At 30.2% G+C, this 12425-nt stretch carries 12 protein-coding genes; all 12 read left to right on the forward strand.

What is annotated here, in order from left to right; genetic code table 11:
* The first annotated feature begins 68 nt into the window (after positions 1-68).
* The 12 genes from KM029_RS19605 to KM029_RS19660 all read left to right on the forward strand — a co-directional run bounded on the left by KM029_RS19605 (position 69) and on the right by KM029_RS19660 (position 12373).
* The gene (locus KM029_RS19605; protein ID WP_184679550.1) at positions 69-344 is read left to right on the forward strand and encodes a hypothetical protein; all 276 of its coding nucleotides are present in this window, start codon (positions 69-71) and stop codon (positions 342-344) included.
* A 589-nt stretch (positions 345-933) separates the two neighbouring features.
* On the forward strand, positions 934-1401 hold the full coding sequence (locus KM029_RS19610) for a hypothetical protein (protein ID WP_144076546.1): 468 nt from the start codon (positions 934-936) through the stop codon (positions 1399-1401).
* A 562-nt stretch (positions 1402-1963) separates the two neighbouring features.
* Positions 1964-2638, forward strand: a complete 675-nt coding sequence (locus tag KM029_RS19615) for a HEAT repeat domain-containing protein (protein WP_144076547.1) — start codon at positions 1964-1966, stop codon at positions 2636-2638.
* 89 nt (positions 2639-2727) lie between these two features.
* Positions 2728-3474 carry a hypothetical protein gene (locus KM029_RS19620; protein ID WP_144075928.1) on the forward strand — a complete coding sequence of 249 codons (747 nt, stop codon included), beginning with the start codon at positions 2728-2730 and terminating at the stop codon, positions 3472-3474.
* Positions 3475-3559: 85 nt separating this feature from the next.
* Positions 3560-3802 (forward strand): hypothetical protein, encoded by a 243-nt coding sequence (locus KM029_RS19625; protein WP_144075934.1) that lies wholly within the window; start codon positions 3560-3562, stop codon positions 3800-3802.
* Between the two features lie 5 nt (positions 3803-3807).
* Positions 3808-4251, forward strand: a complete 444-nt coding sequence (locus KM029_RS19630; RefSeq protein ID WP_215586360.1) for a hypothetical protein — start codon at positions 3808-3810, stop codon at positions 4249-4251.
* Positions 4252-4349: 98 nt separating this feature from the next.
* Positions 4350-5000, forward strand: coding sequence for a hypothetical protein (locus KM029_RS19635; RefSeq protein WP_144076548.1), 651 nt, complete (start codon positions 4350-4352; stop codon positions 4998-5000).
* 93 nt (positions 5001-5093) lie between these two features.
* Positions 5094-5885, forward strand: a complete 792-nt coding sequence (locus KM029_RS19640; protein WP_144076549.1) for a hypothetical protein — start codon at positions 5094-5096, stop codon at positions 5883-5885.
* Between the two features lie 149 nt (positions 5886-6034).
* On the forward strand, positions 6035-6676 hold the full coding sequence (locus tag KM029_RS19645) for a hypothetical protein (RefSeq protein WP_144076550.1): 642 nt from the start codon (positions 6035-6037) through the stop codon (positions 6674-6676).
* A 571-nt stretch (positions 6677-7247) separates the two neighbouring features.
* Complete coding sequence (locus KM029_RS19650; RefSeq protein WP_144076551.1) at positions 7248-7886, forward strand: hypothetical protein; 639 nt, start codon at positions 7248-7250, stop codon at positions 7884-7886.
* A 544-nt stretch (positions 7887-8430) separates the two neighbouring features.
* Positions 8431-9564 carry a hypothetical protein gene (locus tag KM029_RS19655; protein WP_144076552.1) on the forward strand — a complete coding sequence of 378 codons (1134 nt, stop codon included), beginning with the start codon at positions 8431-8433 and terminating at the stop codon, positions 9562-9564.
* 2200 nt (positions 9565-11764) lie between these two features.
* Positions 11765-12373 (forward strand): hypothetical protein, encoded by a 609-nt coding sequence (locus tag KM029_RS19660; protein ID WP_144076553.1) that lies wholly within the window; start codon positions 11765-11767, stop codon positions 12371-12373.
* Positions 12374-12425: the final 52 nt, after the last annotated feature.

Genomic DNA, 12425 nt, shown 5'->3' on the forward strand with positions numbered 1-12425 from the left:
TATCAATCATTTTTTCATTATTATTATATTTTTTAATTAGAGGTATAAATAATCAAAAGATTCATGGTTTGTTCTTTATTTTAAATACATTCGGACTTATAATTTCAATCTCCACATTATTTATTTTTTACAATAATATTGATCCAAATGTTCAATTTAGGGACTCAGAAGTACTATATGTAAATAATGACAACCCAAACGAAAAAATCATTCGTCAGTATGATATAAATTGGAAAACTAATAAGAAAGAGTTTTTCAATAATCATGTACTTGATATTGGATTCTTTAGAATTTATAAATCATATGGTATTGATATTCATAAATTAAATAGTAATTGGAAATAAAACGTTTTACAACATAAGCTAAAACAGCAAGTCTCGGCCGACGCGTCCTCGCTCGCTGTTTAGCAAATTCGTTATGCTGTATAATCTAGGCGAATGCATCTGCATAGTGCACGTTGGTACTAAATTTTTATTATTCAAGCACGGGTGACTCACCCGCAGAGAACATTAGTTGTTTTGTACCTCTATATTTGCAGTCGTGCGATTCGCACGGTTTAGTAAAATTATAAATTGAAACAGGAGTGAAGTCAAATTATTGTGAAGAATTAAATTAGGAGAAAGGAAATTTTTCAACACAGAATTAGTCAAAAGGCTATTTACTTTTCAAATAATTAAAGTTTAAAAAATGGTTTTGTTTTTCAACGACCATCATAATTTTAGAGTTCTCTCAATTAAATATGTTCACGTTTGGTAAAACTTTTAAGTATCTGTACTTTCAGTATTCAATTTATAATTAAAAAATACACCGCATAACAATAACTAAATTAGCATATCGGTCGACGCGCCCTCTACGCAATTTAGTCAACCCGTTGGGCACAATTAACTAGACGGTCTAGAAGAAAAGACCTCTACTTTTTATATTATTACAAACATGGAAGAAAACTTAATGCAAACGAAAAAATATCAGTTTGAAACTGAAGAATTTGGCATAAATGATGAAGGTGTCCACTTTCTAAGAAGCAAATTTAATTATGGATCTATTCTTAAAAATGATATCAAAAGATTAGAGATAGCAAAAGGTAAAGAGGTTAATAATTGGTTTGTACTATTACTTTTAGGAATAGGCTTACTATCATTCACAGCATATTATTTTATTGGAGTTTTTAATTTCTTTACTAAAGATGTGTCTTCAAGGATTTACATTGAACAGATAGTAGCCCCTTTCATTTCATTAATTTTTGGATCATACTTTGTCTATAAAAGTTTTATCTCAGGTGATCAATTATATGTTGAAAATCATGAAGGGAAGAAAAAGAAATTTTCAATGAAACCAATAATAGAAAAAGGCGTCACTGAATACGAAAACTTTCAAGATTACATAAAAATTCTTGTGAAATAAATATAGTATTGACAAAGAAAAAGTGCCCAACATCAACTAAACTCCAATCACGGTTGACACAACCGTTCACGTAGTTTAGTCATCACGTTAGGCATCATAATCTAGGTGAGTGCATCTGCATAGTGCACATAGGTACTAAAATTTTATTATTCAAGCACGGGTGATTCACCCGCAGAGAACATTAGTTATTTTGTATCTCTATATTTGCAGTCGTGCGATTCGCACGGTTTAATAAAATTATAAATTGAAACAGGAGTGAATTCATATCAGTGTGAAGAATTAAATTAGTAGAAAGTAAATTTTTCAACACAGAATTAGTCAAAAGGCTATTTACTTTTCAAATAAGTAATGTTTAAAAAGATTGTTTAGTTTTTCAACGTTCATCAAAAATTTAGAGTTCTCTCAATTAATGATGCTCACGTTTGGTAAAACTTTTAAGCTTCAGCACTTTCAGTTTATAATTAGAATTTAAAAAATACGCTGCCTAACATCAACTAAATTAGCATATCGGTCGACGCGCCCTCTACGCAATTTAGTCAACCCGTTATAGACAATTATAAGAATGAACTTAGAAGAACTAAAAGATATATTGAGAAATGAGGGGACATTTGCAACTAAAACAAAAGCAATTTCTGATTCTAGTTTAGAACTACTTAATTTAGAGATTTTCAATATCCTATTTGAGCTTCTAGAAGATGATGATTCACAAAATCGATTTTTTGCAATATTTCATTTGATTGATAAGTTTTCCGATTTGCTTACTAACCTTGACGAATCATTAGTTAACAAAGTCTATAATGCTTTATTTGATGAAGATTCACCAGTTGCAGATAGAGCTATTTGGGCACTAAATATTATTGGAGATAGGGCATTAGATAAATTGATTAATGAATTTCACACCGGTACAATTGAAAATAAAATTAGAATAACTTATGCAATAGGACGAGGGAATTTTAGTATAAGAACATTAGATAGAATTGAAATTTTGTTCAATGGACTAAAGTCAAAAGATGAAGAATTAAGATTTACTGCAATGTGTGAGATGATGTCAAATTCACCTGTAGGACCTTGGAGTGAAAACGAATGGAATTCCACTAAAGACGAAAATATAGATTTTGAAAAAATTTATGATATCGTTTTACCAATAGCATACAGTTTCTCAACTTCTGAAAATGAATCTTACAAAGAATTTTCTATTCGATATATTGATTGGATAGAAAAGAGAAAAAGTCTATAACACCAGCTAAAACAGCAAGTCTCGGGCGACGCGCCCTCGCGCGCTGTTTAGCCATCACGTTACACAACATAAAGCCAAAATATCAGAGAATGTCAAAGTTTATCATATTATTAATTTTATTATCTCATTCTGTTATTGGGCAAAATGTAAAAACAGATAAAAACAATAAGAATGTAATGGAACAGTTCCATCAATATTACTCGTATGTTCCTAAACCAACTGTTACCAACACATCATTAGAAAGTTTAAAATCAAAATATTATTCATTTAATGATTACTCAATAGAAAAGTTATCTGTTTTTTATGACCGTAACTCACAATCAATTAATGATTTAATTTTTTTAGAAAGGCAGATAATAACTTTAAGCGAAAACTTATTTAAAGAACATAAATATATATTGCTACAGGTAATCGGAGGAGCTAAAGGGTGTATTGAACCATGGTATGAGGAGAAAAAAACAAAAAATATAGAAATCAAAATAATAAGGCTATGTGCTGGTTGTCTTGAATTTACATCAATAAATTCTTTGGCTAGAATTTATAATGTTGTAATGAAAAAATTATTATGTATTGATCCTGAACCTAAACATGTAAAATACAAATCAAATAACTACGAGAAAAACTTTAAAACAATATTAGATTTTGATTTGGTCAACAGGTCTTATACTATTACCAATATTGAAACACAAGAAACAATAGATAGGGGCTTTTGGACTGAAAAAAATAGGAGCTATTATTTAGTCTCTACAAAAAATGACACAAGAATCGAGAAGTTTGAGATGACAAATAATACTTTAATAAGTAAAAATTTTGGTAAGTTTAAATTGTTAATGTAACGTTGTGTAACAACAACTAAACTCCAATCACGGTTGACACAACCGCTCACGTAGTTTAGTCATCACGTTGTAGGTAATTAGAGAAATGCAGAAATTCAATTTAATATTTTTACAATCAGGTAAAACTTTAATTAGTCAAAAACAATATTCTGATTGGAAAGAAATTCAAGACGATTTTCAAGGTTATATTGCAAGTGTAGGTTTTAATTCAATTGATGAAATTAAAGAGTACATTCAGTTTGATTACAAATTAACAGAAGAAAAAGCAATTAAGGAATCGAATAAAATATTTAAATCTAATACAGATTTTGTAGAAGTTGAACTATGATTAATGTGATCGAAAATATATTCACAACGTTTCACGATGGAGGAATAACAGGCTGGGAAGGAGATTTAAAACAACTGACATTAAAAATAGAATGTCAATATCTTGGAAAAGAATTTCAAGAAGGTTTTAATTTTTTTTATCTGCTTATATACAATATTGAACATATTGAGCTAGAACCATGGATGAATCCGATCACACTCAAAAAAATCAATTGGACTGAATTAAAAGACATTTTTAAAGCAGAATTAGAAATTGGATATGCAGAAACTTTAAATGGTATTGTAAAAGTAAGCTGTAATCAACACAATACTAATTATGACTATTGTGGAGGAAACTTGCTAATAAAAGCTGAAAAAATAGAAATTAAAAATCATTTAAAACAAAAAATCAAACCAACTGACTTGTTTAAAGCTAGTGAAAATTACTGGAATAAGTTTAGTAATAATTAACTACCTACAACATCAACTAAATCTGCATATCGGCCGACACGTCCGCTTCGCAGTTTAGTCAACGCGTTGGCAATAATAATTTAACTAAAAAACTTTCAATGAAACCTCTAAAAATCATCTCTTTTATATTTATCTTATTTCTATGTGTATTATATAATAGTGAAGATGTAATTTTAAAATTAATTTATTCCAAATTTATATCAGGAAATGAATTAATTTCTAATAGTAATATTGTAGAAGGAATAGTAAGAACATTCCCTAAGCAAATACCAAATTTAATACTTGTTTTCTTTACTATTTACGTGGATAAATCAAATATATATAGCCTTTTTATTAAAATAGTTTCTGTCTATTACTTTGGTTTATTGGGAATAGCTTTCTTTTTTTCTGAAAAACTATTCAATGGGCTAGAAATTAAATATGAATTAAAAAATAAGGTACCTATCGTATTAGTTTTATTTTTTATTTCAACTTTTTCGTATCAATTTTTTCAAGGATTTTTATTAACGAATACTTGGTATTACGATCTAATAGAGAGTTTAAATATAATGGATATATCAATGGTTTATTCAAGTTCTCTATTTGTAAGTCTTTTAGTGAACCTTTATTTAGGAATATCATTTTACCTTGTAATGAATAAAAATAATAATGGAAATGTGAAATGGTTTATCTCAATTTTAATGTTAGGTATAAGTCCATGGGTAATTTATAATCTATTATTTTACAAAAAAGAAAATAAGGTAATATAAAACTTTTAACTATTGCCAACACCAGTTAAAACTCCAAGTCTCGGTCGACGCGACCTCACTCGGAGTTTAGCATCTTCGTTGGCAACAATTTGAATGAACCAAACACTAAACTTCATATTACTTCTTTTAATTCCAGTTTTATCTTTTGGACAGGAAAAGGATTTCTATGATTTGGGTAATTCGTACCACGAAATTTTTAGGAATAATAAAGTAAAGTCATTAAAAGTTCTTACTAAGGAATTTGACAAAAAAGGAGATATTAAAGAAAACTATGTTGAACTAATTCAAAATTTCGCAAAAAATGGAGATATAGTGTGGGAAAAAGAATTTTATGATGACTCAACAGCAGCTTGGGAAGTCAATTATAAGTATAATGACAACCATCAAACTATTCGAACTGAATGGACTTGGTTAGACGAAAACGACCAGGACCTTACCGAATACGAATATGATTCTGACAATAGACTTATAAAAAGCCGGGAATTTTATAAAAGTTCAAACTCAGCTGACTTTTTATTAGAGGAATCCCAATTCTACCATTATAAAAAAAATCGAATAAGTAAAGTCACCAATATTGACAACGAAATAGAATTCTTCTATAAAAAGAAAGGGAAAATAGTCTTTGGATTTAACGCTGATAACGAACTGAAGTATAAGTATGAAAATGGTGAATTTGTTTATCAAAATATGGATTCAATCATTTTTCAATACGAACGGAACAAAATCGGTCAGATTTTAAAAAATACGAAGACCGACAAAAAAGGAACTGTACTCAGTCAAAGTATTTATGAATATTCTAATGGACTATTGATGAAAGTTATTTCTAAAGACAGAGAAGGAGATTTGATACGACAAGAAGAATATCAATATGAATATTATGAATAAAAAACTGTTGCCAACAATGGCTATAAACAATTGGGGCGAAAGTTATAAAACGAAAGTATAAACATAAAACAAAGGTCGGTGTCAGACCGAAAAGTAAGGGCATAAAATCCCCAACTGTTCATAGCCGAGACCGTTATCGAGAATTAAATATGAAAAACTACAAACTTTATTGGAGTATTCTATCATTACTGTTTATAATACAATTTTTTTTGCAATACTCTTCTGTTAATAGTGCACGTGAAATATCTGAAGTTAAATACATCATTGTATTAACTGAAATTCTGACAACTTTAATTACAGCTTTTATACCAGGAATTTTTTTAGCCTCTTTATTATCGTTGTTTCTATTGAAAAAAGAGAAATATAAAATTAGAATCAAACAGATACTACCTATTACAACTTCACTACCATTATTATTATATATAATTTCATTCAGTTACATTTTATATATTGAAGAAGTAAAAGGTGAAAAGTTAGGTCCTGTAATTGAATATAATGATATCAAACAGTCGGAAGGCTTAGATTGTGAATCTGTAAAAGATGGTAAATTTGAAACTAAAAACCTTATTATTGAAAGAGCAGGTAATCGTCAAACACAGACTGATAAGAATAATGGGAATGTGAGCGAATATGAAATAAAATGGCTTTCAAATTGTGAGTATGAGTTAACTCCAATTTCATACGAAGGAGATAACATGTTAGTTAAAATTGTAGAAGTTACTGAGAAATATTACGATTGTTTTACTACTACAGGAACTTATGCAACAAAATTTAGGGTTCAAAAACTGTAAAATCTCGATAACAATAGCTAATCTCCATCCATCGGGTGATGCACCCGCTGGTCGTAGTTTAGCAAATTCGTTATGCTGTATAATCTAGGCGAGTGCATCTGCATAATGCACGTAGGTACTAAATTTTTATTCTTCAAGCACGGGTGATTCACCCGCAGAAAGTATTAGTTATTTTGTACCTCTATCTTTGCAGTCGTGCGATTCGCACGGTTTAGTAAAATTATAAACTGAAACAGGAGGGAGTCAAATCAGTGTGAAGAATTAAATTAGTAGAAAGTAAATTTTTCAACACAGAATTAGTCAAAAGGCAATTCACTTTTCAAATAAGTTATTTTTCAAAAATGGTTTTGTTTTTCAACGTTCATCAAAAATTTAGAGTTCTCTCAATTAATGATGTTCACGTTAGGTAAAACTTTTAAGTATCTGTATTTTCAGTATTTAATTTAAAATTAAAAAATACACAGCATAACAATAACTAAATTAGCATATCGGTCGACGCGCCCTCTACGCAATTTAGTCAACCCGTTAGGCTAAATAATGAGTATATTTTCAAAAAAAATATAATTAAATAATGAATCTTCTCTGTAAAACAGTATTAATGTTTTTGGGGTTCAATTTTTTAATCAGTTGTACTCAAAAGACTCTTAATAAAGGAAATCAAATCTATGAATCAGATTTATCAACTTATGCCGATCATTATTCATTTTCTTTACCAACAAAAGAAAGCTTAGATGAAAAGGTTTCACATATAGTTACAGGAAAAATAATTAGTAATACTGAATATAGAAATTTTTCAATTTATTCTTTAAAAGTTAAAGAGATCTATAAAGGGGCATCAAAAGTAGAAATAATTAATTTAATAGAATTGAAAAGAAGTCAATTATCATCAAAGATCATTAATGGGGATAGTTATCTTTTTTTTGGCACTCTAATAAATAATATAATGAACACTAATCCAGTCTTAGAAGGAGCAAGACCAAAGAATAAATTAGATGATTCCAATATAAATATACCAGTCACATTGGTATTACCACCAATTGGCAGTATTACATCTAATAAATTCAATTTTGCAAATGCTCTGACTAAGAAAGATTATTCGTTACTAGAAAAGTTATTCGAAAAAAATAAGACACTTTTTTATGTAACATCATTCAACTTTCATTCGATTGATAGTTTTGAAGCTCAAAAAATCATCGAATATTATAATTAATTTACTTAGCCTAACATTAGCTAATCTCCATCCATCGGGTGACGCACCCGCTGGTCGTAGTTTAGCCATTACGTTATGCTGTATAATCTAGGCGAGTGCATCTGCATAGTGCACGTTGGTACTAAATTTTTATTATTCAAGCACGGGTGACTCACCCGCAGAGAACATTAGTTGTTTTGTACCTCTATATTTGCAGTCGTGCGATTCGCACGGTTTAGTAAAATTATAAATTGAAACAGGAGTGAAGTCAAATTAGTATGAAGAATTAAATTAGGAGAAAGGAAATTTTTCAACACAGAATTAGTCAAAAGGCTATTTACTTTTCAAATAATTAAAGTTTAAAAAATGGTTTTGTTTTTCAAAGACCATCATAATTTTAGAGTTCTCTCAATTAAATATGTTCACGTTTGGTAAAACTTTTAAGTATCTGTACTTTCAGTATTCAATTTGAAATTAAAAAATACACAGCATAACAATAACTAAATTAGCATATCGGTCGACGCGCCCTCTACGCAATTTAGTCAACCCGTTGGCAACCATTAAAATGAAACTATTACAAATCATCATATTACTTTTTCTGAACTTTCAAGCTTTTGGACAAAAGGTAACATATAATCACATTGTTGATACAGCAGATGTTGAAACTAAAAAGGTAATGATGCTCTTCGAAAACTACTTGGCTTCAAATCCTCATAATAAAGGAAAAAATGAATTTTGGAATATTGAAGAGCAACAGAAACATAAGAACTACGACTTCTTGGAAAGCGAATTTCAACCTTCACTTTATATGGGGTTTCCTGTGCACGTTTTGAGTGTAAAATTCAGAAATGAAATCTGTCAAATTAAAGCCCAGTTTTCCTATTGTAAAGCAGATGGTAGCCCATACGTTTTAGCAATAGCAAACTATATCGCAAAAAAGGAATATAGAAAATTTAAATTGTTCAATGCTTTAACTGTGAATAAGCAAACTTGGAATTGTACAACGGTTGGTGTTGTGGACTTTTATTATCCTACATACCATAAGTTCGATTACCAAAAAGCTCAAAAGCTAAATAATTTTATTAGTGAAACTTGCAATAATTTTGGCGTCAAGCCAAAAGCTTTTGAATACTATCTCGCTGACGATTATGATGAAATTCAAGTGCTAAAAGGGCTCGATTATTACATTGGTATGGGCGGGCAGTCAAAACCAAGCGGTAAAGCAACTGACGACAAAGTTTATTGCGGTGGTTTGGGAGAATATTATCCGCACGAAGTTTTCCATGTTCAAATAGATGAACACTTTCCAAACAAGCATTTTTGGGTTTCCGAAGGAGTAGCAACATTACTTGGGGGAAGTCGTGGAAAAAGTTTGGATTGGCATATAAAACGGACAAACCTTTATTTACAGAAACATCCTGAAATAGACCTAAACAATATGCTCAAACTAACTAACTTGGATGGCGAAACTTCATATCATTATGTTTTGGGCGGGCTAATTGCAAAGAAAATATTGGACAAAGGCGGTTGGAGTCTACTAAAAGAATTTATGTCAAGTGGCACTACTGATGAAGACTATTACAATGCGATTGAAAAATATCTTGAAATAAACAAAACGGAACTTAACGACTTTGTTCGAGAGCAATTAGAAATTGAATCAAAAAAAATAACGGTTGCCAACAATGTATATAAAAAATAGGCTAGACAGTAGTAAATTAAAAGTTTTGGGCTTTGATCAAACTTTGTGTCTAACTGAAAGTTTCCTGCTTCGTAATCGCCTACTTTTCATATACTAACCGTTAGCTAGAATTATTAGTAGTACAGATACAATTTTTTATTATTTATCAGAAATCATCTATATGAATCTTTATAAAAGGAAACCCATTTCAAACTGGTCTGTTAAAGACATATTGAATTGTTTTTTCGGAGGTTTATTTTTCAGTGGTATTATATGCTTTGAATTTATTTTTGATTACGCTCTTGGATATATTACTTTAACTTTTATAATTGGAATGATTTCAATATTGATAAGTTTCTTGGAAAGATTTATCTATTTAAAGGAAATAAAGGTTGAAGATCATGGAGTAACCTTTTCAAGAGCATTTTTGTTTTTCACTCTTAATAAAAAGTATTGTATAAATAATATTAAGTTTAGAAGGACATATTATTCTCTAATATTAGATTGTTTAAATCCTGGTGATTTTGAGTCAAGTAAATTTTATTTAACTACCACTAATTGGAATTGCTTGGATGAATTAGAACAAGATTTAGTTACAAAAAAATATAGTTAACAAAATAAACTCTAGCTAACACCAGCTAAAACAGCAAGTCTCGGCCGACGCGTCCTCGCTCGCAGTTTAGCAAATTCGTTATGCTGTATAATCTAGGCGAGTGCATCTGCATAATGCACGTAGGTACTAAATTTTTATTATTCAAGCACGGGTGATTCACCCGCAGAGGACATTGGTTATTTTGTACCTCTATATTTGCAGTCGTGCGATTCGCACGGTTTAGTAAAATTATAAATTGAAACAGGAGTGAAGTCAAATCAGTGTGAAGAATTAAATTAAGAGAAAGGAAATTTTTCAACACAGAATTAGTCAAAAGGCAATTCACTTTTCAAATAAGTTATTTTTCAAAAATGGTTTTGTTTTTCAACGTCCATCATAATTTTAGAGTTTTCTCAATTAATGATGTTCACGTTAGGTAAAACTTTTAAGTATCTGTACTTTCAGTATTCAATTTAAAATTAAAAAATACACAGCATAACAATAACTAAATTAGCATATCGGTCGACGCGCCCTCTACGCAATTTAGTCAACCCGTTATGCTGTATAATCTAGGCGAGTGCATCTGCATAATGCACGTAGGTACTAAATTTTTATTATTCAAGCACGGGTGATTCACCCGCAGAGAACATTGGTTATTTTGTACCTCTATATTTGCAGTCGTGCGATTCGCACGGTTTAGTAAAATTATAAATTGAAACAGGAGTGAAGTCAAATTAGTGTGAAGAATTAAATTAGGCGAAAGTAAATTTTTCAACACAGAATTAGTCAAAAGGCAATTCACTTTTCAAATAATTAAAGTTTAGAAAATGGTTTTGTTTTTCAACGTCCATCATATTTTTAGAGTTCTCTCAATTAATGATGTTCACGTTTGGTAAAACTTTTAAGTATCTGTACTTTCAGTATTCAATTTAAACTTAAAAAATACACAGCATAACAATAACTAAATTGGCATATCGGTCGACGCGCCCTCTACGCAATTTAGTCAACCCGTTATGCTGTATAATCTAGGCGAGTGCATCTGCATAATGCACGTAGGTACTAAATTTTAGTATTCAAGCACGGGTGATTCACCCGCAGAGAACATTAGTTATTTTGTGCCTTTTTATTTGCAGTCGTGCGATTCGCACGGTTTAGTAAAATTATAAATTGAAACAGGAGTGTAGTCAAATCATTGTGAAGAATTAAATTAGTAGAAAGTAAATTTTTCAACACAGAATTAGTCAAAAGGCTATTTACTTTTCAAATAATTAAAGTTTAAAAAATGGTTTTGTTTTTCAACGTCCATCGTAATTTTAGAGTTCTCTCAATTAATGATGTTCACGTTTTGTAAAACTTTTAAGTATCTGTACTTTCAGTATTCAATTTAAAATTAAAAAATACACAGCATAACAATAACTAAATTAGCATATCGGTCGACGCGCCCTCTACGCAATTTAGTCAACCCGTTGTACAGCATTAGGGCACGGTAAAGGGACATCCTTTTCCAAATTAAATTTAGGAGCTAACGTTGAAAGACTATAGCCCTGAAATTGACTGATATGGGGAAATACATTATCATGACTATATATATAATAATGAATACTAGAACTAGACAATAGTCTGTATAGAATGAATGCAGAAGTAATAAATAATCTACTTGACAAACTAGACACTTCAGTTAATTCAAATTCATTTTGGATAGAACTAGGAATCCCTAAAGCAAATACTGACTTGGGACAGATTTTAGTTCAACATCTAAAAACAGGTAATTTCCATTTTGAATTAATGAAGCAAGATATTGAAAGAGGGTGGGAATATTATGTTGAAACAGTCTTTCAAAGAAATACAGAGCAATCTTTTTTGATACCAAGAATTGGTAATACTTGGAATGGCACTAAAGAAATATCTTACAAAGAAATAAATAGAAAGCATACATCAGAATTATTATTTGATTTGCTAACTGGTTTTGGCGAATACTTCTCGATTAGCTCTTCAGGAAGTTTCATGAATAAGAATGAAGCAGCGTCAATTATAGATAATTTGCTTTCAAACTTAGATAGACTTGATAGTGATTGGAAAGTTTTCAATATAGATCCTAATTTTCTAAATAATGCTGAAAGCTTTTTTGATTCAGGGTATGTAAAATTACCATATTTCGAAGGAGCAGGAAGAGACTTAGCCTTATGTTTTTTAGTAGATGGAGAGTTAAATATTCTGTTGACAAACGGGTATAATTAAAAACGCTGTACAACATCAGCTAAAACTGCAAGTCTCGGCCGACGCGTCCTCG

It is taken from the genome of Flammeovirga kamogawensis, assembly GCF_018736065.1.
Taxonomy (GTDB): Bacteria; Bacteroidota; Bacteroidia; order Cytophagales; family Flammeovirgaceae; genus Flammeovirga; species Flammeovirga kamogawensis.